Genomic DNA, 21,700 nt, shown 5'->3' with positions numbered 1-21,700 from the left:
CAGACAGATGCTCGACGTTCAGGACATTCAACTTTATTACGGCGCGGCGATTGCCCTGCGCGGCGTGTCCCTCTCTGCGCGCGCTGGTGCCGTGACGTGCCTGCTGGGCCGCAATGGTGTCGGCAAGACCAGCGTTCTGCGCGCGGTCACGGGGATGCACGCCGTCTCGTCCGGCAAGATCATGTGGGAAGGGGAGGATATCACGCGCCTGCCTGCCTATGAGCGGGCGCGACGCGGCATCGCTACGGTGCCGCAGGGACGTGACATCTTTCCGCTGCTGACAGTGAAGGAAAATCTGGAGACCGGCTTTGGTCTTCTGCCGCGTGGTCAGCGGAAAGTGTCGGACGAGATCTATGATCTCTTTCCCATTCTGGCGAAGATGCGGGACCGTCGTGGCGGCGATCTTTCAGGTGGGCAGCAGCAGCAGCTTGCGATCGGTCGTGCGCTCGTGATTCGTCCGCGTCTGCTGGTGCTGGATGAGCCGACCGAAGGTATTCAGCCGAGCATCATCAAGGATATTGGTTCGGTGATCGGCATGCTGCGGGATCGTGGCGATATGGCGATTCTGCTGGTCGAGCAGTATTTCGATTTCGCCTATGAGTTGGCGCAGGATGTGGTTGTTCTTGACCGTGGCAAGGTTGTTGCCAACGGGGCTGTCGAGACACTGGAAGCTGAGGAGATCCGGGGGCTGGTGGCGATCTGAGGTTGCGGATCAGGGTTTCAGTTTTTGGAAGCAAAAACCCTTGATTTCTGATGGCCGCGTAAACAGATTGGTAACTGTTTTCGGGCCACGAAACGAGAGACAGATTTTCCTGATGGAGGGTTTGGTGATGCGTTTCTTCAGACAGTCTTTTCTGGGCAAACTTTCAGCGGTTACTCTGGTTGCCGGTGTGGCGACAGTATCGCTTTCGCCACAGGCAATGGCGCAGGAACTGATCCGCGTAGTCGATACTCAGGGTCATCAGATCGGTGTGCTGATCCGTGCGCCTGCTGCTCAGCCTGTCAATGTCGTGCCCATGCAGTCTCTCTTTGAGAATATGGACCGCATGATGGCGCAGCAGATGGCGATGATGCAGAAGGCTGAGCAGCGGATGATTGAGGTCGCCCAGCATACGCCAGCTATAGCAGCGCCAGCAGCCGGCATGATGGGTGGGTCTTCTTACCAGTCCATTACCAGCGTGAGCTGGAGCGGGAATGGCGCGGCCTGTTCCAAGACAGTCACGATGAGTCAGAACGGACAGGCTGCTCCGGTCGTGCATGTTTCCGACACGGGGAGCCAGGCGGGATGCATGCAGGGTAGTGCTGCCCCTGATGTCCGGGGATCAGCGCCGACTGTGTCGCGGTTTCTCCATCATTCTGATCTGGTTCCGGCTGTGGACACAGGCAGCGCGGAAGATGAGACGAAGAAAACGTCCAGTCATATGTGAAACACAATCAGGACGGGCCTCATTCGAGCCTGTCCTGATAATTTCAGGCAGCCCTTTTATTCGGCCGTGACGGTCGGAGATGATTTCGCGGCAACGCCTCCCGCCGGAAAGATCGAGTCATAGGCTATGTTGAACAGAAACGTATAGGCCAGATAAAAGAGCGCAATCGCCATGTTGAGTGAAAAGGCCTGCATGAGCGAGATACCGAGATAGAGCGCAATTGCGGGCAACAGTACGAGCTGTAATCCTATTTCAAACAGGAGCGTGTGCAGCAGTCGCACGGGGATGCTCTTTCGGGTCGAGCCTGTCAGGTGGCGCATAATGCGGTCGAAAAATAGATTGTATCCATAATTCCATAGCGACGCAGTAATAGCGCAGCCGACGCCGATGGCGCTCATGTCTGAACCCTGCACGCCAAACAGCATGCTGCCGCACGGTATAACAATAGCCAGCGCAAGACATTCGAAGAGCACCATATGACGGAGGCGATCGGCACCGGAACGCATGGCTGGGGAAGATTGAGTGGATTCGGTTGACATGCGCGGCAATCTACACGGATTTTTAGATGGAAAAAGTTAGAATCAATCTGTTTTAAAGATAGGTCAATGAGTATCTCTTTTGAGCAACTGGAGGCTTTCGTGGAAGCCGCATTAGCCGGTTCCTTTTCTGCGGCGGCACGCAGGACCGGCAAGGCGCAGTCAGCGATCAGCACGCATATCAGCAATCTGGAAGATGACCTCGGAGTGTTACTGTTCAGTCGTGAAGGGCGTGTGCCCGTTCTGACACCGGCAGGTCAGAGACTGCTGGAAGAAACGCGCGTCGTTCTGGATCGGCGGGAGCATCTGGTCGGCGTGGCTCGCTCTCTGGAAGAAGGTGTGGAAAACCGCCTGGTCGTTGCTGTTGACGAACTGTATCCGGAAAATGCGCTTGGTTCCATTTTTCAGGATTTTGCAGCCTGTTTTCCGCATGTCGAACTGGAACTGCTGTTACCGCTGATGGAAGATGTTGGCCACATGGTGCTGGCCGGGACGGCGGATCTCGGCGTGATGTGGCAGCAGACGACACCTCCGGTTGATCTTGCTTTTCGGACGATAGGACGTGTGCCGCTTCGGCTGGTCTGTGGCCGAGACCATCCACTGGCAATGCAGCCTGTGGCTTGGGAAGAACTGAAACGTTATCGCCAGATTTTGGTGGCGTCCCGAGGCAAGAAGCAGAAAAGGGAAAGCCTGCGTATAGCAGCTGAAGTCTGGTGGGTTGAAAGTAACTGGCTCATTCTGGAAATGGTCAAACACGGGGTAGGATGGGCTTTCATTTCAGATCATGTTCTGGCGTCTTCGCCGGTGGCTTCGCACATTGTGGTGCCTGAACTGTTGTTTGATGCCGGTCATCACGAGGTTCCCTTGTCGATCGTATGGCATAAGAAAAAGGTGCACGGTCCAGCAGCTCTCTGGTTGAGGGAGAGAATATCCCAGGAGAAAAGTGTCTTTATTGTTTCTGATGGGTAAGGATTGATTCTGAATTTGAAAACTGTTTCAGGAAGAACGATATTTCGAATTTTCGTAGTTGATTGTTCTTGTTGAGATTATGGTTCTCAAAAATCCTTCGAAACTTTCAATCGGTATTTTGTCTATAAAAAATCCTTTTGAACACCCTGATTATAAAAATATCTTTTTATAATCAGGGTGTTGTTCTGCCGTGATTGTCTGTGAAGTGTTTCCCGACTGTTTCTCCGGTTTGCGGTGGTCTTACATATAGGTAATTTTACGCATTCCGCTCATACGATACGTTGCCGTAACGTAATCAGGTCGCCGGGTGATGGCTGTGGCCATAAGAGGGGGTGTTCATGATTGCGCGAGTGTCACGGTTTTCTTCGGACCGAAAAAAGAAATTGCTACGTTGTGGAAGCATTTTGTCAGCTTTTGCAGCGTTGGGAGTGATGGCGCCTGAACAGTCACAGGCTGCCATGACAGTCAATTTCGGAAAAAACCAGTACTTTACATTCGGTGTTGGTGTGAGAGCGCAGTATCTTACCCAGGACCCCGGAGCGACACCAAGTAATTCCAGTGCCGCGAGCGCAAGCGATCTGCGTATTTACATGGGTGCGCAGTTCCATAAATACGTCAAGACGACCCTCAATCTTGAACGGCTGAGAGATGGCAACTGGAACGTGCTCGATGGTATCCTTCAGGTGGAGCCGTGGAAAGAATTCAATGTCTGGTTTGGTCGTATGCTGCCGGGAAGTGACCGTTCCAACCTTGATGGTCCTTACTTCCTGAGCACATATGCCTACCCGATTGTTTCCCAGTATCCAGGGGCCTGGTCGGGCCGTGATGACGGTGTTACGGTCTGGGGGAAAACCCTGAAAGACCGGTTCCGTTATACTCTTGGTATTTATCGAGGGCATAACTGGGTACATGGTGGATCGAACTACGGTGAACATCCTATGTTTGCTGGTCGTATGGAATACAATTTTCTCGATCCAGAGCCATCTCCGGCCTATTACACCGCCAGCACCTACTACGGTAAGGCTGATATTCTCGCAATCGGTCTGGCCGGACAGTATGAAGTCGATGGTGTCGGTAGCGCTGAGCAGAAGGGTGATTACAAAGCCTGGAATATTGACGGTCTTTTTGAAAAGAAGATCGGAAAGAACGCTGAGTCAGGTGTCTATACTCTGGAAGGCGCGTATTACCAGTATTATACTGATGGCGTGAAGGATATCGCTGCGGGATATGGTCAGCGGGCGCCGGAATATGGAAATGTCGGCGGCGTCAATAATGGCACTGCTTTTCTTGCCAGCACGGCGTATCTGATTCCCTACAAACTGGGGTGGGGTCGTCTTCAGCCATTGGTCCGTTACCAACAGTTCCGTTTCAAAAGAGATCTTTATGGTCCGGGGCATCCGAAAACCACCCAGTTTGATGCTGGAGCCAACTACGTGATGGATGGTCATAACCTTCGTTTCACGTTCGATTATGTGCGTTACCATCCTGCCAATACCCGCACCTCAAATGCTTTTCTTCTGGGCATGCAGTTCCAGTACTGAGGTCGAATGAGAGGATGGCATGATTGAGCAGACGTGCTGACGAACGCAGAAACTGGGGGAGAGTGGTATGATGACCTTGAAACGAACAGTCCAGCTTGGGACTTTTATAATTCTTTCCTGTGTCGGGAGAGATTTTGCGGTAGCAGCTCCGGCCTATGAGGCAATGGATTGCCGTCACCTCTTCGCAGAAGATGTGCGTGTTTCCGATCAGATTACCTTGCTGCGGCAGAAACAGTCAGATGCTGTGTCGAGTGGTAAAGATACTGCGGATGATGGTTTTTTTGTAAAATTCGATCCCATTCAGGGAATTGGAATTATGAATGGCGTAACTTTATCACCAGAGGGGAAACCTCTCGGCGATGAAGTTTCCGATGCAGCCATCGAGAAACAGACAAAAAAACAGGCTGCGATCAAACGGCAGGAAGTACAGAAGGTCTGTCCGACAATGACAATGCCTCTGTCAACGCAGACTCGTTTGAAAGACGATCAGATGCGAGTGGCCCCTTAAAGAAGCTTTTTAAACGAACCCTGATTCATGCTAAAAAGTTTCTGAGTGTCTCTCTTCTAAGGCGCACAAGGTATTTTGCGAACATAAGGCAGCACAGGACATCATCTCGTAACCGCAAGGGGTCAAACCCCCCTCATCTGACTTTTTTAACAAATAAGGGTCAAAGGGACTATGTCCCTTTGATGAGTCTGGGGCAAAGCCTAGAAAATCCAACACATCCGTATGCGTAATAGTGCCGCTATATGCGGCACTCCCGGTATCTTCCGAATGTTCGTTATGATTTCTTTTTGGATGAAGACAGGCCTCCTTTATCGCAAATGAACCGGGCGATCTCTTCAACCCCATCGCCCTTGCGAATATTCGTGAAAACAAAAGGTCTTTCACCACGCATGCGCTTACTGTCCCGATCCATGACAGAGAGGTCCGCCCCGACATAAGGGGCGAGATCAATCTTGTTGATGACCAGAAGATCGCTTTTCGTGATGCCGGGGCCGCCTTTGCGGGGGATTTTGTCCCCGGCTGAGACGTCGATCACATAGATCGTCAGGTCTGCCAGTTCTGGGCTGAAGGTTGCGGCCAGATTGTCGCCGCCACTTTCGACAAGCACGATATCCAAATTTGGAAACTTGTCGTTCAGTTCGTCAATACCGGAAAGATTGATGCTGGCGTCCTCACGAATAGCCGTGTGCGGGCAACCACCCGTCTCGATCCCCATGATACGCTCCGGCGGCAGCGACCCAGCGCGCGTGAGAAACTCCGCGTCTTCGCGCGTGTAGATGTCATTGGTCAGCGCCGCGATATCGAACTCATCGCGAAAGCGGCGGCAGAGCGCATCCATGAGCGCCGTCTTGCCTGTGCCGACAGGACCGCCGATACCGACGCGCAAGGGTCCGTGATGTTTCTCTGTCATGTTCTGAACAACCTCGTTTCCTGAGTTTCATGATGCATCGCGGCAAGATCGGAACGGAAGCAGAGTCCGCCAGCATCTTCCAGCGTAAGGGATTTTGTTGTGGCAACAGCCGCCGCCATGCGCTTTTCCAGCGCCGCAAGAGCCCGCAATCCGTCTGTCTGACCAAGCGGGATCAGGCGCACAGCCGCCGAGACAAGGGCGGAAACCGCGACGTGTGCACACCCTAAAGCCGCCACGTCCTCGTCAAATCCTGCGGCTTTCAGTGCAACGCCATACATCACCGGCAGGGGCCATTGGGCGGTCAACGTCGTGACGGCGGGAGGAAGACAGTCCCAGATTTTCACAGCCCGTAAAAAAGCATTTCCCTGTTTGACGGTTTCTTCAAACCGCTCACGCGAGGACGCCAGAGCACATCCTTCCTGAGCCACGACACGCATTTCATCCAGCGTGTCCGCTCGCCAAGCCGCCCGCAGCAGGATCATGTCGGTGTGCAGACTGCCATGAGCCAGAAGGCTGCCGATCCACTCGACGAGAGACGGCACATCCGTGACATCGCCGCACTCAATGGCCCATTCCAGACCATGGCTGTAAGCAAATCCGCCGGTTGGAAAAGCCGGTGACAGCCACGAGAGAAGTCTGGTGAGTTGCAGGGCGTCCATCATGCGTCTCGCAGGGGATCAGTGATGGTGATGATGCCCGTCGCCATGCTCATGACCTTGCGCGTGCGTCTCTCCGTGACTGTGGGAATGCCCGTGTCCGGAGGAATAGGCGCCTGTTTCTGGATCAAACGGTGCGCGCACGGTGTGGATGTGACCACCCAAACCGCGCACCATGTCGGCAATCACATGATCATTGCGGATGAGAATACGCTTTTCCTCGATCATGGCAGGCAGGTGCCGGTTGCCCAGATGCCACGCCATACGCAGCAGATGCAGCGTATCATGACCGGTCACTTCCAGCAGGTCTTCCTCCTGTGCTTCGACCCTCACGACACGACCGTCTTCCAGCAGCAGTCCATCGCCTGCGCGGAGCAGGCGGGCATGCTCCAGATCGAGCAGCATCCGCTCGCCCGAACGCAGATCAAGCATCATACGACGGCGATGACGGCCTTCGTAATCAGCGGAAAAGACATCGCACTCACGCGAACGGTCCCAGCTTCCTGCTGGCAGGATTTCAGAACATCTCATGTCAGAACAGAAAATAACGCTGGGCCATGGGAAGGATCTCCGCAGGTTCACATGTCAGAAGCACACCGTCGGCACGCACTTCATAGGTTTCAGGATCAACCTCGATCACCGGGGTTGCGTCGTTGTGGATCATGCTCCGCTTGCCGATGCCGCCACGGGTGTTCGACACAGCCGACAGATGTCGTCTGAGACCGAGCTTATGGCCGATGTCATCTTCCAGCGCAGCCTGAGACACAAAGGTCATGCAGGTCGCAGCAAGAGAACCGCCGAACCCACCGAACATCATCCGTCCATGCACCGGCTGCGGGGTGGGAATGGAGGCATTCGGGTCACCCATCATTGCGTAGACGATAGCACCACCCTTGACGACAAGATCAGGTTTCACGCCAAAGAAAGCCGGATCCCACAGGACGAGATCAGCCAGTTTGCCGACTTCGACCGAACCGACCTCATGCGCCAGACCATGCGAGATGGCCGGATTGATCGTGTATTTCGCGATGTAGCGTTTAGCGCGGTTGTTGTCCGCATCGCCATCGCCCGGCAACGCGCCGCGCTGGAGCTTCATCTTGTGCGCCGTCTGCCATGTGCGGATGGAAACTTCCCCCACACGACCCATCGCCTGACTATCCGAGGACATCATCGACAACACGCCCATGTCGTGAAAGATGTCTTCGGCAGCAATGGTTTCCCTACGGATGCGGCTTTCCGCGAAGGCGATATCTTCCGGCAGGCTCGGATTCAGGTGATGGCACACCATGAGCATGTCGAGATGCTCGTCCAGCGTGTTGATCGTGTAAGGCCGCGTCGGATTGGTGGAGGAGGGGAGGACGTTCGGCAGCCCCGCCACGCGGATGATGTCGGGGGCATGACCACCGCCCGCGCCCTCGGTGTGGAAGGCATGGATCGTGCGCCCCTTGAAGGCGGCGATGGTGTCTTCGACAAAACCACTTTCATTGAGCGTGTCGGTGTGGATCATCACCTGCACGTCCATGCGGTCGGCGACCGACAGGCAACAGTCGATCGCGGCAGGAGTAGAGCCCCAGTCCTCATGCAGCTTCAGGCAGCTTGCCCCGGCACGCACCATTTCTTCCAGCGCCTCGGGGCGGGAGGCGTTGCCCTTGCCCGCGAAGGCCAGATTGACGGGAAGCCCTTCCGCCGCCTGAAGCATCCGCGCCATGTGCCACGGACCGGGCGTGCAGGTGGTCGCCGCCGTGCCGGTTGCGGGACCAGTACCGCCACCGAGCATGGTGGTGATGCCGGACGACAGCGCCTCCTCAATCTGCTGCGGACAGATGTAATGGATGTGACTGTCGATACCGCCCGCCGTCAGGATCTTGCCTTCACCGGCAATGACTTCCGTGCCGGGACCGACGATGATGTCCACGCCGGGCTGCACGTCCGGATTGCCCGCCTTGCCGATGGCGTGGATGCGCCCGCCAACAAGCCCGACATCGGCCTTCACGATGCCCCAGTGATCGAGGATCACCGCATTGGTGATGACGGTATCCACAGCCCCTTCGGCGTTCGTGCGCTGGGACTGACCCATGCCGTCGCGGATGGTCTTGCCACCACCGAATTTCACTTCCTCACCGTAGATGGTGAAGTCTTTTTCAATCTCGACCACCAGCGCCGTGTCGGCCAGTCGCAGACGGTCGCCCGTCGTCGGCCCATACGTCATGGCGTAGTCAAAGCGGCTCAGTCTTGCCATCAGTCGATCTCCCCCATGACGTCGCCCCGGAAACCAATCGCGCGTCGTGCGCCCCGGAATGGTACGAGTGTGACTTCGCGTTCCTGTCCCGGCTCGAAACGCAGTGCGCCACCGGACGGCACGTCCAGACGCCAGCCGAGCGCCTTGTCGCGGTCGAACTTCAGCGCCGGATTTGTTTCAGCAAAATGATAGTGGCTGCCGACCTGAATCGGACGATCACCCGTGTTCGTGACCAGCAACGTGACGCGCTTCGCGCCCTCGTTCAGTTTGATGTCGCCTGCTTTGGGCAGGATCTCGCCGGGGACGGCGCCGGGGGGGAGGGGATCAGCGTATCGGGTCATGAACCGTCACCAGTTTTGTGCCATCGGGAAAGGTCGCTTCGACCTGAACATCGTGGATCATCTCGGCCACGCCCTGCATCACCTGATCGCGGGTGATGACATGCGCGCCGCGTTCCATCAGATCGGCCACGCTCGCGCCATCGCGTGCGCCTTCGACCACGAAATCCGTGATCAGCGCGATCGCTTCCGGGTAATTCAGCTTGACCCCACGCTTCAGCCGCTTTCGGGCGACGATGGCCGCCATGGCCACCAGCAGTTTGTCTTTTTCCCGAGGCGTCAGTTTCATGACCCGAGTGCTCCTTTGTCCAGCCTACAGCGCGTCCGCCAGCATTCTTTCATGCGATCCTGCCTCATCATGTGCGCCACGTCACCGGATCGCCTCGCCCTTCCCGAAGAATGGACAGCAGACGCCGGGAGAGCCGTGAGATGGCGAGGCTGCTGGTTCCAAGCGCACGAACCGCCAGCATGCCATTCCAAGCGGAGGCCGCGGCTTCCACATCTTTCTCCTGCGTGTCGAGCGCTTCCCGGATGGGGAGCAGCCATGTCTCTGCGTCCGGCGCGACCAGCCACAATGTCAGCATCACCGTCCGTCCGGAGGCGACGGCTTTCTGTTCCAGAAGCCTCGCTAGTGGCCCTTCCGCAATCAGCGACTCTACCCAGAGCAGTTCATCGCCCCGTTTGACCCGCAGGCGGTCCCGTAGGCGGATATGCTCGACCGTTTCGTCAGAGCCGGAACGTCCGAAAACCCGTGTCTCGCAGCCAAGAAAGATCGCGTCTCCGGCCATTTCGATTTCCAGAAGGCGAGATGTCGCGCTCCGGTCGAAAAAGATCGTCTCCAGTGGCAGCCAGTCAAGACGCGCTCCGGCTTCGACCCGGCAGCGCGCTTCGATGCGGGCGGGGGCATCCTGCTCGCGCGCCTTGTAAATCCGTTCCGCCGCCTGTGTCGTAACGGTCAGGCAACTTCCTGTGCGACAGACAATCTCTCCGGTGATCTGGTCTCCTGCCGCAATGCCGCCGGAGACATTGACCAGCACGGCTTCCGGTGTGCCCATTGGTCGACGCGGCATCAGGATGCGGCAACAGCCCTGCTGTTTCAGTCCGGCAACCCGTGTGGCGTCTCCGGAGAGGCGGACATCCAGCCCATAAGCGCCGACGGCCCGTTCAAGAAGAACAGGGTGACTCATTTCATGCCGGTCATGATGGACGCTGGAGCAGAGAACGGTTCAGCGGTGTAATGGTGCATGACCTCCATGCAGCACAGAAATACGCCTTCTGCCAATGTCGCAATGGGGGAAAATGCGTAGGGGGGCGGATGGATGTGGAAAATCCGGAGCATATTAGACCCGGATATACAGTCCTGAGCGTCTTGCTTCATGATTGATCAAACTGAACTTCGTTTCGATCCAATGGTTTTCCCGTTACGAATGTGTTCCAGTCTACTGCAGGATCATGGTGCAGGGAGAGAAGAGACCAATGGACACGACAAAACTGGAAGCCCTGCGTAAGAAATATGGCGCTGCTTCGGGCAGTGACATGTTCGACCCGGAATTCCAGGCTGTTGCCGCGACGCAGTTTTCTGATGGCGATCGGCGCAGCAAGCCCTATTCTGGTGTGCAGACCTTCCTGTCGTTGCCCTATCGTCCGGATGCCGCGTCATCTGACGACTTTGGCGGTCTGGATGTGGCTGTTGTCGGCGTGCCGATGGATCTGGGTGTAACGAACCGTTCCGGTTCGCGCTTCGGGCCCCGCGCCGTACGTGACATCGAGCGGATCGGTCCTTACGAGCATGTTCTGAAGCGTGTGCCTTCCAGCATGTGCAAGGCGGCCGATATTGGCGATGTCGGTTTTCGCAGCCGGTTCAGTCTTGAAAAATCCCATGAGGATATTCAGGAATTTTATGGTCGTCTGGTGAATGCCGGTGTGATTCCGCTGTCTGTTGGCGGCGACCATTCCATCAGCTACTCGATCCTCAAGGCGGTCGGGGCGAAGCAACCCGTCGGCATGGTGCATTTCGATGCGCATTGCGACACTAGCGGCGAGTATGAGGGCGCCAAGTTCCATCACGGCGGTCCGTTCCGTCTCGCTGTTCTGGACGGTGTTCTGGACCCGGAACGCTGCGTGCAGATCGGCATTCGCGGCTCCTCCGAGTATCTCTGGGAGTTCTCGAAGGATTCTGGCATGACCGTCATTCATGGCGAAGAAGTGCCGAAGCTGGGAACCGACGCCATTCTGGAAACCGTGCGCAAGGTCGTCGGGACCGGTCCTGTCTATGTCAGCTTTGACGTGGACTGCCTCGACCCCGCTTTCGCACCCGGCACTGGCACGCCAGAAATAGGTGGTCTGACCACCCGCGAGGCGCTGGAACTGCTGCGCGGTCTCGACGGTCTCGATATTGTTGGTGGCGATGTTGTTGAAGTCGCGCCGCAATATGATGCGACCACCAACACGGCGCAGGCTGGGGCCCAGATTCTGTTCGAGATCTTCAGCCTGATCGCGGGAAAAATCGCCGCCCGCTAATGCGGAGAGAAATCCCCCCTACGGCTTGTGTCGCAGGGGGATATTTATCGGAAATATCGGCGCTTTGTTTTTGTAGAGATGGCGTCATGTTCCGGTGGTCGGACTGGGCAAGCCGACCGACCTTATACAGTCAGCAGAAAATGCCGGTCGTTGAGTGATCACGCGGTCCGGGCGCGTTCGTAACAGCCAGACTTGACCGTCAAAATGATGGTGCCGGACGGAATGATGGTTCCTGTCCTTCAGTTTCCGACAGCATTCCAGTTTGCCAGCTTTGTTAAGAAAAGTTTCAGCCAAGGCTTTTCCCGGAAGATTTAAGGGGTTTGTCTCCTCTGGAGAAAGCATAAATCGAAAAAAATATTAATAAATATCAGTGTTTTAACTTGTTCCTGAGCTTTGAAACCTCGGGTGGGAAAGGTTCTCTGTTGGGTTTCACGGCTTTCATCGGTTATAGGGCGTTGGGTATCGTTTGACAGACACTGCGCGGCGCGGTGCGTTCGGGAGACTGTTCATGGAACTGATCCCTTTGCCGTTTCAGGGGAGAACCATGCATGCAGGCTGACATTCCGGCGCGTTCCGCCGTTGTCGACCTTGGCTCCAATTCCGTCCGCATGGTCGTCTTTGACGGGATTTCACGAAATCCGGTCTCCATCTTCAATGAAAAAGCCGTCCTTCGTCTTGGACGGGGCCTGACCCATACGGGACGGCTGAATGAAGAAGGTGTAGCGCTCGCCGTGGATGTACTGCGCCGTTTTCACGCCATCGCCCGCGGCATGAATGCCGATCCCTTCGAGATTCTGGCGACTGCCGCCGTGCGTGACGCTGCGAATGGTCCCGAATTTGTCGCTTCTCTTCGGGAGATCATGCCGGATGTGCCCATCCGCATCCTGTCGGGGATAGAAGAGGCTGACCACGCGGCGCTCGGTGTTCTGTGTGGCATCCCGGAAGCAAACGGTCTTGTGGCTGACATCGGCGGTGGATCGCTGGAACTGATCAGGATTGATTCGGAAGGGCGTCATGACGCCAACACCCTGCCGCTGGGCGTTATTCGTCTTAGCGATCGGGCCAATGGTGATCTGGCTGCGGCCAAAGCCATAGCCGATGCGGAGCTTGCCGGAGTCGAGTGGCTGGAGAGCATGAAAGGCCGGACGCTCTATCTTGTCGGTGGCGCTTTCCGTGCTCTTGCGCGTTTGCAGATGGCCCGTACCAGCTACCCGCTGAATATCCTTCATTATTATACGTTGACGCCCCAGATGGCGCGCGAGATGACGGGCTGGCTGATCCAGAGCAACCGGAAAGTTCTCGAGCGCCTGCCGGGAGCGCCGAGAAAGCGACTGGATGATGTTCCTTTCGCGGCAACCGTTCTGCGTCGTCTGGTCAAGCGGGTTTCTCCCGATCGCATCGTGTTCTGCGTCGATGGTCTGCGGGAAGGCTGGTATGTGCTGAACGTTGCGCCGGGCCTTCAGCAGGAAGACCCGCTTGAAGCCATGGCGCGGCAGATGTGTGAGCGTTTTGGCCGTAGCACCACCCTGCCTGAGGCGCTGTTCGACTGGATCTCCGTGATTTTCCCCGAGGAATCAGAGCGTCAGAAACGGTTGAGAAAAGTGGCTTGCTGGCTGTCTGACGTTGGCAGTCACGACCACCCGGAATATCGGGCTGAACAGACGTTTCTGCGTATTCTGTGGATGCAGAGCGGGGGGATCGATCATCAGGCAAGGGCTGCGCTCGCGCTTGCCCTCGCCGTGCGGTACGAAGGTGAGGTCGATGCCGGCTGGCTGGCTCCGGCCCGCGCCTTGCTCGATGCTGATACCTTCACATGGGGTTTTACGCTCGGGCTTTCGCTGAGACTGGCCTATTCCCTATGTGGCGGCACCGAAACGCTGCTCAGCGGCACAAGGCTGGAGCGGGAAAAGGACGGTCTGTGCCTGTATCTCACATCGGCGCGTGTGGCTGTGCGTGGAGACTCCGTGCGTCGCCGCCTGACCCGACTGGGGCAAATCATGGGTCTCGAATCCCGTGTGGATGAAGTGCCTTCTGTCTGAAAAGCCGCTGTGGCAGATATTGTCTACTCCCGTTAACGACCTGACGCCACGCAATATGGCGCTCTTGTCCGGATTGGGTTGTGCCTGAAAAGGGCCAGATAGTACACGCACTTGCGATCAGTCAGGTGCGATGAAAAGCGGTATGCTTCACGCTCTGTTTATGTCGTGTGCAGGCATGGTCCGCTTTCTGCCCAGAACAGACTGTTTCAGGGCCCGTTTTTTGTGTCGCGGTGAGATGGAGTTGCAGGCATGCAATAGCGCGCCTTCACGGGAGTCGAATGGTGACGACAGCGGATCAGGTCTTTTCACAGCCGACAGCGGTTATACGTCAGGCTACTCCCGAGGGACTGCCGGTGCGTGTACTGGTGGCCGACAATGATCCCGAAATCCGTGCGCTTGTCCGTCGTGTGTTTGCCGCCAGCCCAGACTGTTCCGACTGCCTCGAGGCGGAAGATGCTGAGGATGTTTTCACCACGCTTGAGACTTCGTCTCCGGATGTGATCCTACTCCGGTCAGCCCTTGCCGGGATGAATGGATTGCAGGTCACGCGATCCATCATGGTCAGGCGCCCGGTTCCGATCATCATCATGGCTGATGCTGGGGAAGAGGATTTTGATCGGGCGTTTGAATGTCTTCGCTCCGGTGCTCTTGATATTGTCATGAGGACAGAAGCAGCACTTTCCTCGTCAGAGACCGTTGCCCGGGTTGTGAGCCTTGCGCGTCAGGTGAAGGAACTGCAGTCATGTCAGGATGCGCCGGAAGTGCAGACGGATGCTTCAGCCTTTCCGGTTCGGGCTCTTTTTCTGATGGCGGGGACAGGAGCTCTTGGATCGGCTCTGCGTGTCTATCAGGACTGCGATCTCGCTGCTTCCATACCGGTTGTTCTGGTGACAGCGCTTGCGCCATCTCTGCTGCCAGAGTTTGTGCGCTGGCTGGATGAAACGCTTGAAAACGGTGCGAAGCTGGCGGACCTCGCTACCGGGCAGCCTCTGAAGGCCGGGTCGTTGAATGTTGTGGCGGCTTCCGCCCTGCCACGGGTGGTGGCTTCAGACGACAAAGGCGTCATTCTTGCCGGACTGCCAGATGGTCCGTGGGCTGCGCCTCTGACCCCATCGGGAGAAAACGGTTTTGATGTGCTGCTCGCCTCGGCGGCTGAAGTGGCGGCAAAAGAGATGGTCGCGGTTATGCTGGGAGGGCTTCACTCCTCAGGGGTTGCTGGTCTTTCCCTTCTGAAGCGGGCAGGGGGGCGCGCCTTTGTGGAATTGCCCGCATTGTGCCCGTTTGCCCGCAGTTCTTTTACCGCAGTCAGGATCGGGGCTGCGGATACATACGCGAATGTCAGCCATCTCGTGACGTTGCTGGATGGTCTCAGCGCGCAACAGGCAGTGTCCGGTGCATAGGTATGAGCAATCACAAGCCCCTCGTTCTTCTGGTTGGACAGTCTGAGACAACGGACCGGTTTTCCGCAGGACTGACCGGGCACGGCTATGAGGTCAATGTTGTCGCAGACGCAGAGGCGGCGCTTGACAGTCTCGATCAGCGGCCTCCGGCCATTCTGATTACTGAATTTTCCTTGCCCGGTATGACGGGATGCAAGATGACACGCCAGCTTCGTCTCAACAGGCTCACACGCTCGCTGCCCATCATCATGCTGACTGATAATGAAGCCATGATGTGCGAAGCCTTCAGGGCTGGTATTGATGTTTGTGTTTCTCGTAATGTGACCCCAGCCTTTCTCGCCTTGCGGATCGAAACGCTGTTGCGTGGCCTGAAAATTACCGCTCAGGCCATGATGCAGGAGCGGTTCAGGCGCCCAACCGTGGCCATCGCCACGATGGGCGATGGCTGCCTGCGATACTGGCCTGCACAGTCCGATCAGGGAGAGACCACGCCGCCCGTTGTGGATCTTCTTAAAGGGGAAGGTGTGGACACGATCCTGCTTGATCCTTCCGCTCTTTCTGGGGCGCCTGATTTCTGGCTGCCCGCCGTTGATTGTGTGGTTGTGGACCTGTCGTCCCGTGCGTTCGATGGACTGGCTTTCTGCCGTCTGCTCGACAGGCAGCGCTATACATCGTTCGTCACCACGCTGACGCCACCGCGTCTGCTTGGATTTGGAAGAGATGAAGAAGCTGACGTCGTTGCAGCCTATCAAGCTGGAGTTGATGACTGCGTCGGGTCTTCAGTCAGTGTCGAGATCCTGCTTCTTCATGTCCGCAGCCTGCTCTATCGCAAGGCTATTCTCGACGAGAGGCGGCGAAGCGAGGCTGAACGCGCTGCACGGGATGCTGCCATGGAGGGCGCACGGGCCAAGACGGTTCTGGCGGATGCGCTGGAACAGGCCAACGACGAACTCGGTGCGGCCAACCGTAAGCTCATTGAGGCGCAGACGCGGCTTGTGCAGTCAGCAAAGATGGCGTCTCTCGGTGAACTGGTTGCCGGTATTGCACATGAATTCAATAATCCCCTCGCTTTTGTGATTGCGCATGAAACGACGGTTTCCCGTACTCTGGAAGGGGCCTTGTCGGCGCTGGATAAAGGAGATGTAGCAAGTGTCCGGGCGCTGCTGGAGAAAGGGCAGGATCGCCTCGGGGCGACTTCAATCGGGCTTGGACGCATGCGGGATCTGGTCTCCAGTCTGAGACGTTTTTCCAGACTGGATCAGGGCGCTTTTGAAGACGTGAATCTTCCGGAAGCGATCACCACCGTGCTCGCACTGCTGTCTCCAAAACTCTCTGAAAATATCAAGGTGGATCTCGTATTCAATGCACCACCCGTTCTCCGGTGTCAGGTCGCGCTGGTGCATCAGGTCGTCATGAACATCATCAGTAATGCAGCCGATGCCCTGCTTTCCCTGCCGGAAGGCGACCAGAGAATTCCCCAGATCAGTATCAGCACTGATCTTGGCGACGCAGAGAATGGGACGGCAGGCCATTATCTGATTTCCATATGCGATAATGGACCAGGTATTTCCCCTTTCATGCGGGAACGCGTTTTTGAACCTTTCTTCACAACAAAGCCTGTCGGTGAAGGAACCGGCCTTGGCCTTGCCACGGCATACGGCATCGTGCAGGCTCATGGAGGAACGATTGAGGTTTCCAAATCTTCCATGGGTGGGGCCTGTTTCACTGTAGCAATCCCTTGTCTGCCCCCGGAGACAGCAGAAGGAACGGCTTTTCTTGTGGAACAGTTGCCATGAACACGATACTTGGAGGTATTCATCAGGATAAGATTCTGATCGTTGATGACGAGCCTGAAATCCTGATTGCTCTCACTGATCTACTGGATGACGAATTTGTGATCATTCAGGCTTCCTGCGCACAGGAAGCTTTGAGTCTTCTTGGCAATCATCCAGATATTTCAGTCATCATTTCTGACCAGCGCATGCGCGACATGACCGGTGACGTGTTCCTCACCGAAGCCCGTAAAATCTCGGATGCGGGGACAATTCTCCTTACCGGTTATGCGGACCTCGATACGGTGGTTTCCGCGCTCAATCGCGGTGCGATTTCCTTTTACGCCGCAAAACCGTGGGAGGCAGGCAGCCTGCTGGCCATGGTGCGGGAAGCGGCTGCCGGATATCGCACACGCTGTGAACTGAATACGGAACGCGCCCTGCTGAGGAGCCTGTTCGACAATCTCCCACTGGGGCTTGCGATTACCGATACGGCAGGGCGTATCACGCGGCTGAATGCGCTGGCGGCGGAGGCCTTTGGGCGGCCATTGAAGGAGTGCATCGGACAGGCGGAGACCGCTCTGCTGGGCGATGTGCCTGTTGAAACAAGAAGCGCCGATAATCTCAGGACAGTTGATGAATTTCCGGGCGTACGACGGGTCGGTCCCGATGGTCGTGAAAGCTGGCATCGGATTTCACGGGTTGAACTGGCTTTGCCGTCGGAGACATCTGCCGTTCATCCCGTCTCGGTGCTGATCGACCAGAATGTCACTGATCTGATCGAAATGGAAAAACGGGCGCGTCAGGCTGACAAGATGCAGGCCATCGGCACACTGGCCGGCGGCATTGCCCATGATTTCAACAATCTTCTGACCGCCATCCTGGGCTCTCTTGAACTTGTTCAGGATATGCAGCCTCCAACCGACCCCAATATCAGCCGCCTTTTCACCAATGCGATGGATGCGGCGCGCCGGGGAGCAGTGCTGACGCAGAAACTGCTCGATTTCAGCCGCCCGCGTGACCTTGCCCGTCGTCCCGTCGATGTGCCGAAACTGCTGGGACAGATGCAGGGTTTGCTGGCGCAGAGTGTTGGCGGCGGTGGTTCTCGCGCTGTTCCAGTCAGGCTCAGACTTCCCGATGAAAATCTGCCGCAGGCGTCCACCGATCCGTCGTTGCTGGAAGTCGCTCTGGTCAATCTGTGCCTCAATGCCCGCGATGCCCAGCCGAAAGGTGGCGAGATCATCATTTCTGCTGAAGCCATGAGGTTGAGTCTGGAAGATCAGCGGGAAAACATGGTGGTCGGACGATCCGGGCGGCCCCTGCCTCCGGGGCATTACGTTGTTGTTTCTGTGGCCGATCGTGGTGTCGGCATGACACCGGAAACACAGGCCCGTATTTTTGAGCCGTTTTTCACGACAAAATCAGTCGGCTCAGGGATCGGGCACGGACTGCCGATGGTGTACGGCTTCGTGCAGCGTAATGGCGGCGATGTCAGGGTTTCCAGCAATCCCGGTGTCGGAACCTCCATTGAACTCTGGCTGCCGGCAATCAGCAAGGACGGCAGTCAGGGAGCTACACAGCCTGGACCAACGGAAACGCATCACAGTCACAACAATCAGCGTAGTATCCTTGTGGTGGACGATGATCCTGCCGTGGCGGCTGTGACAGTCGGCTTTCTTGCAAAAGCGGGTTTCAGGGTCCTGGAATGCCACAGTGGGGCGAAAGCACTCGATCTGGTTCGTTCCCGCCCGGATATTGGCCTGGTCGTCATGGATCTTCTGATGCCCGAGATGAACGGCGATGAATGCGCGCGTCGGATTGCGGTCCTGCGTCCTGATCTGGCGGTGATTTTCGTCACAGGGTTTGCTGATCGCGCCATCCTGCCCCCCGATGCCCGCGTGCTGGCCAAGCCTTTTACACGCGAGGCCCTGTTGTCCGGGGTAGAGGATCTTATTCCTGCGAAGTAGGGAAGTAGGGATGAAATACAGGGGGGGATGCCAGTCTTGAATCAGCAAGGAGAGATGCTGTTTTCGAGTTATTGGAACAAGCAGGAGATCCATTTGAGCCTGAAGGCAGCTAAGGCTCAGCAGGCAGATAGGGCGGTGGAGCGAGTGCGAGGCCTCGACCGATGTTATCGGACCCACTTTCACCCGTTATAAGAGTGCTGTTTGCGTTACTGAAGAGTTCGTCGCGAACTTCGGATGGAGTGGGTGGCTGACCTTTTTTGAGTGACAGATGCTGCCACCAGAGTGCGGCGACCCCTGCTACATGCGGCGCTGCCTGACTTGTGCCGCTCATTGTCGTCAGTTCTCTTTTCGGTGCAGCCGAAAGGATGCCGACACCTGGCCCACAAATATTGGCCTGTGCGTTACAGAATGGCGCAACCGAAAAACTGCCGTCCCCTGCCCGACAGAGAGCTGATACGGCAATGACGCTGTCCGCTACTGCAGGCAGCGTGGCGGGCACCCTCCTTCTGTCTGATGGATCGCTATCATTCCCGCAGGCTGCGATCACCAGGGCGGATTTTTCTGCCACACCCGGCGTTACGACTGTCCGCATCAGCGCATCGAAAAAGCGGGTATAATCCCTGTAGTCGTTTAAAGCCTGCGCCATTGCTACCCGTTCGGAAAAGCCGCGATCTTCCAATGCTTTCTTATGCCCAAGAAAGTCCAGTCCTACCGAAAGTGAAATGATGTCGGCACCTTCACTAACTGCCCACGTCAGTGCTTCACGCAGTTCCTTTGTCGTTGTCACGAAATTATTGTCGGCAATCTTGCCAACGAGTATCCTGCTGACACCCGGAGCGATGCCGATCCGCTGACCGTTTACCGGTCGACCGAAAATGATGCCTGCGCAATGTGTTCCGTGCCCCACGTTGTCGGTCAAACCGTTACCGGTAAAGTCCTTGTAGTTTTCCTCTGTGATCAGACCCTTGAATGCTGGATGGTTCTTGTCGATCCCGGTATCGAGGATGGCGACGGTTACGCCTTGTCCCTGCTGGTCATTCGGCAGGTGATGGGCCTGCATGGCTTCAATGCCCCACGCACTTCCGTCCTGGGAACTTGCCTGCTGATCGAACTGCGGAATGAGCCGAATCGGCATAAAGGGCACACGCATCACATCCTGACCGCCAACGCGGGCTATAGCCGCTGCTTCCGGGCTATTAAGGATGTGGATCTTCGCAGGTGCGGATCTGTCCCGTAGTTTTTTGGTGAGATCGGGCCGCGCGTTTTTGCGACGAAACCCGGAATCGTCATCAACGGAAGTGACGGTCTGCAGAGTTTCGGCAATGTCAGAAGCGATCGGCGCAGACCCAAGCCGAAAACCATTGAGCGCCCAATTAACGGGAGGCGGTGAACTCTCAAAGATCACATATTCGGCATCATCCATAATACCACCATTGCTGGCTAATTTATTTTATTATAGAATAACTAATATCATAATAAATAATAAATTTACAGGACGAATGTGCGATGCCGATTGATACGATTGTCTTCGTGCCCGGAATTTGCGGCAGCGTTCTCGTCGATGGTGAAGAGACGATCTGGCCTGGAACGCCTGATCAGGTCCTGTTCAAATCCTATCCGGATCGGCTGGTGAATATTCTGGCGACAAGCACGACGATCCGGGCGACGGATGTCCTGCGCAGTGTTCCGCTCAAGCTGTTTGGACAGACTATTTACCACTTTTCAGGCTACGGGCAGGCTCTCAAATCGCTGGAACAGATGGGTTATAGCGAGAAGCGTGGCAGTCTCGTTCCATTTCCCTATGACTGGCGACAAGACATCCGGGAGAGCGCGAAGACGTTGCACACGCGTCTCTCCCAGCCGGACTTGAAAGGCAAGCGGGTGGCAATCGTCGCGCATTCAATGGGCGGATTGCTGGCTCGCTATGCTCTGGAGAAGATAGGTATTCCCGCGGGACTCAACCTCCGGCTTCTTGCGCTGCTCGCGACACCGCATCTCGGTGCGCCGGTGGCGATGCAAAATGTGCTGGGCCTTCGTCCCGAAATATTCCTTTCGGCCAAGCAGTGCCGCGCCGCGCTGGCGAACCCGGCTTTTCCTTCAGCCTACCAACTGTTGCCGCGTCCCGGCGTGCCAGTACTGCTGGCGCCCGACCCGGATACGGGGTTCAATATTCTAAATCTGTTCGATAAGGCTGTTTATGAGAAGCTGAAGCTGGTTCCCGGCGCCGTCGCAGCAGCAGAAGCGTTTGCAGGCGCGCTTCCGTTTATCGGGCCAGGCTTCCGGTCACCGTGCCCGTATCTCGCTATTGCCGGCAATGCCCAGAAGACAGTCGTCGCCAACTACGATCTGCCGAAAGGGATCACAGCAGTGGACGAGGAGAACTCCGGCGACGGCACGGTGCCGCTCTGGAGCGCTGCGCCACCGGGTCTGCCCGTTCGCTACGTCGCCGCCGCGCATCTTGATGTCTGCTTCGACAGCGAGGCAATGGCCATGCTGCGGGCCGTGCTGCGTCCAGACCTGCCAGGTGGACGACTTTTTGCGGTGAATAGCGCCGAGGCCGTTACCTTCTCGCTCCAGCCAGTCAAGGAGTCTGTCTCTCCCGGTGAGCGTTTCATTGTTGCTGTTGTGGCCACCGAAACAGTGAGCAGCATCCATCTCGTCGTCGAATTGATCCGTGTTTTTGATAAGACTCAAAAGGATGCGCCAGAGCAGGTGCGGCTGGATTATGACGGCGGTCCGGTGCGCAGCATTCCGCTGGAATTCACGGCGCCTGAAAAACGCGCCGTGCTATTGTTTCAGCTTTTCGACAAGGATGGCCAGAAGGTGGGGGGACCCCGTTCGGTGCTTGTGGTCAGCTGAACGGTTCCCATCGGTTTTG

20 protein-coding genes are annotated in these 21,700 nt (G+C 56.6%); 11 read left to right on the top strand and 9 right to left on the bottom strand.

Annotated features, from left to right (window positions below):
• Positions 1–7: 7 nt before the first annotated feature.
• Together urtE and EMQ_RS04205 are read left to right on the top strand one after the other, a co-directional pair.
• Complete coding sequence (gene urtE / locus EMQ_RS04210; RefSeq protein ID WP_010668213.1) at positions 8–703, top strand: urea ABC transporter ATP-binding subunit UrtE; 696 nt, start codon at positions 8–10, stop codon at positions 701–703.
• A 127-nt stretch (positions 704–830) separates the two neighbouring features.
• A complete protein-coding gene (locus EMQ_RS04205) occupies positions 831–1,427 on the top strand; it encodes a hypothetical protein (RefSeq protein WP_132012000.1) in 597 nt (198 codons plus the stop codon).
• A gap of 56 nt (positions 1,428–1,483) precedes the next feature.
• On the opposite strand, the gene EMQ_RS04200 is transcribed toward EMQ_RS04205, so the two are convergent.
• Positions 1,484–1,966 carry a PACE efflux transporter gene (locus tag EMQ_RS04200; RefSeq protein ID WP_231368000.1) on the bottom strand — a complete coding sequence of 161 codons (483 nt, stop codon included), beginning with the start codon at positions 1,964–1,966 and terminating at the stop codon, positions 1,484–1,486.
• A 66-nt stretch (positions 1,967–2,032) separates the two neighbouring features.
• Here EMQ_RS04200 and EMQ_RS04195 point away from each other — a divergent pair, with 66 nt between their 5' ends.
• The 3 genes from EMQ_RS04195 (at position 2,033) to EMQ_RS04185 (ending at position 4,981) form a co-directional block, all read left to right on the top strand.
• Complete coding sequence (locus tag EMQ_RS04195; RefSeq protein ID WP_018308411.1) at positions 2,033–2,932, top strand: LysR family transcriptional regulator; 900 nt, start codon at positions 2,033–2,035, stop codon at positions 2,930–2,932.
• A 431-nt stretch (positions 2,933–3,363) separates the two neighbouring features.
• A complete protein-coding gene (locus tag EMQ_RS04190; RefSeq protein ID WP_010666900.1) occupies positions 3,364–4,473 on the top strand; it encodes a hypothetical protein in 1,110 nt (369 codons plus the stop codon).
• 67 nt (positions 4,474–4,540) lie between these two features.
• Positions 4,541–4,981 (top strand): hypothetical protein, encoded by a 441-nt coding sequence (locus EMQ_RS04185; RefSeq protein ID WP_132012001.1) that lies wholly within the window; start codon positions 4,541–4,543, stop codon positions 4,979–4,981.
• Between the two features lie 274 nt (positions 4,982–5,255).
• On the opposite strand, the gene ureG is transcribed toward EMQ_RS04185, so the two are convergent.
• The 7 genes from ureG to EMQ_RS04150 all read right to left on the bottom strand — a co-directional run bounded on the left by ureG (position 5,256) and on the right by EMQ_RS04150 (position 10,311).
• The gene (gene ureG / locus EMQ_RS04180) at positions 5,256–5,891 is read right to left on the bottom strand and encodes an urease accessory protein UreG (RefSeq protein ID WP_010666817.1); all 636 of its coding nucleotides are present in this window, start codon (positions 5,889–5,891) and stop codon (positions 5,256–5,258) included.
• On the bottom strand, positions 5,888–6,553 hold the full coding sequence (locus EMQ_RS04175) for an urease accessory protein UreF (RefSeq protein ID WP_010666818.1): 666 nt from the start codon (positions 6,551–6,553) through the stop codon (positions 5,888–5,890). Before EMQ_RS04175 ends, ureG begins: the two co-directional genes overlap by 4 nt.
• Before the next feature lie 15 nt (positions 6,554–6,568).
• Positions 6,569–7,078, bottom strand: a complete 510-nt coding sequence (locus EMQ_RS04170) for an urease accessory protein UreE (protein WP_010666819.1) — start codon at positions 7,076–7,078, stop codon at positions 6,569–6,571.
• Position 7,079: 1 nt separating this feature from the next.
• Complete coding sequence (gene ureC / locus EMQ_RS04165) at positions 7,080–8,786, bottom strand: urease subunit alpha (RefSeq protein WP_010666820.1); 1,707 nt, start codon at positions 8,784–8,786, stop codon at positions 7,080–7,082.
• Positions 8,786–9,127, bottom strand: a complete 342-nt coding sequence (locus EMQ_RS04160; protein WP_010666821.1) for an urease subunit beta — start codon at positions 9,125–9,127, stop codon at positions 8,786–8,788. The genes ureC and EMQ_RS04160 overlap by 1 nt, the downstream gene beginning before the upstream one ends.
• Positions 9,111–9,413, bottom strand: a complete 303-nt coding sequence (locus EMQ_RS04155; RefSeq protein WP_010666822.1) for an urease subunit gamma — start codon at positions 9,411–9,413, stop codon at positions 9,111–9,113. The genes EMQ_RS04160 and EMQ_RS04155 overlap by 17 nt, the downstream gene beginning before the upstream one ends.
• A 67-nt stretch (positions 9,414–9,480) precedes the next feature.
• Positions 9,481–10,311, bottom strand: coding sequence for an urease accessory protein UreD (locus EMQ_RS04150; protein ID WP_010666823.1), 831 nt, complete (start codon positions 10,309–10,311; stop codon positions 9,481–9,483).
• Between the two features lie 289 nt (positions 10,312–10,600).
• Here EMQ_RS04150 and speB point away from each other — a divergent pair, with 289 nt between their 5' ends.
• From speB to EMQ_RS04125, 5 genes are all read left to right on the top strand, one after another.
• Positions 10,601–11,644 carry an agmatinase gene (speB, locus tag EMQ_RS04145; RefSeq protein ID WP_010666825.1) on the top strand — a complete coding sequence of 348 codons (1,044 nt, stop codon included), beginning with the start codon at positions 10,601–10,603 and terminating at the stop codon, positions 11,642–11,644.
• Between the two features lie 548 nt (positions 11,645–12,192).
• Positions 12,193–13,683: a Ppx/GppA family phosphatase gene (locus EMQ_RS04140; RefSeq protein ID WP_010666961.1), complete on the top strand. Its 1,491-nt coding sequence runs from the start codon at positions 12,193–12,195 to the stop codon at positions 13,681–13,683.
• A 278-nt stretch (positions 13,684–13,961) separates the two neighbouring features.
• Positions 13,962–15,083 carry a response regulator gene (locus EMQ_RS04135; RefSeq protein WP_010666960.1) on the top strand — a complete coding sequence of 374 codons (1,122 nt, stop codon included), beginning with the start codon at positions 13,962–13,964 and terminating at the stop codon, positions 15,081–15,083.
• Between the two features lie 2 nt (positions 15,084–15,085).
• Positions 15,086–16,879, top strand: coding sequence for an ATP-binding protein (locus EMQ_RS04130; protein ID WP_010666959.1), 1,794 nt, complete (start codon positions 15,086–15,088; stop codon positions 16,877–16,879).
• Positions 16,876–18,822 (top strand): response regulator, encoded by a 1,947-nt coding sequence (locus EMQ_RS04125; protein WP_010666958.1) that lies wholly within the window; start codon positions 16,876–16,878, stop codon positions 18,820–18,822. The genes EMQ_RS04130 and EMQ_RS04125 overlap by 4 nt, the downstream gene beginning before the upstream one ends.
• 109 nt (positions 18,823–18,931) lie before the next feature.
• On the opposite strand, the gene EMQ_RS04120 is transcribed toward EMQ_RS04125, so the two are convergent.
• Positions 18,932–20,245, bottom strand: a complete 1,314-nt coding sequence (locus EMQ_RS04120; protein ID WP_018308414.1) for a S8 family serine peptidase — start codon at positions 20,243–20,245, stop codon at positions 18,932–18,934.
• Positions 20,246–20,328: 83 nt separating this feature from the next.
• On the opposite strand from EMQ_RS04120, the gene EMQ_RS04115 reads away from it, so the two are divergent.
• Positions 20,329–21,681 (top strand): lipase/acyltransferase domain-containing protein, encoded by a 1,353-nt coding sequence (locus tag EMQ_RS04115; protein WP_010667102.1) that lies wholly within the window; start codon positions 20,329–20,331, stop codon positions 21,679–21,681.
• The last annotated feature ends 19 nt before the right edge of the window (positions 21,682–21,700 follow it).

It is taken from the genome of Acetobacter aceti NBRC 14818 (assembly GCF_000193495.2).
GTDB classification, from domain to species: domain Bacteria; phylum Pseudomonadota; class Alphaproteobacteria; order Acetobacterales; family Acetobacteraceae; genus Acetobacter; species Acetobacter aceti.
The sequence above is the reverse complement of the archived record's forward strand: the minus strand, read 5'-3'. Positions and strand labels throughout refer to the sequence as shown.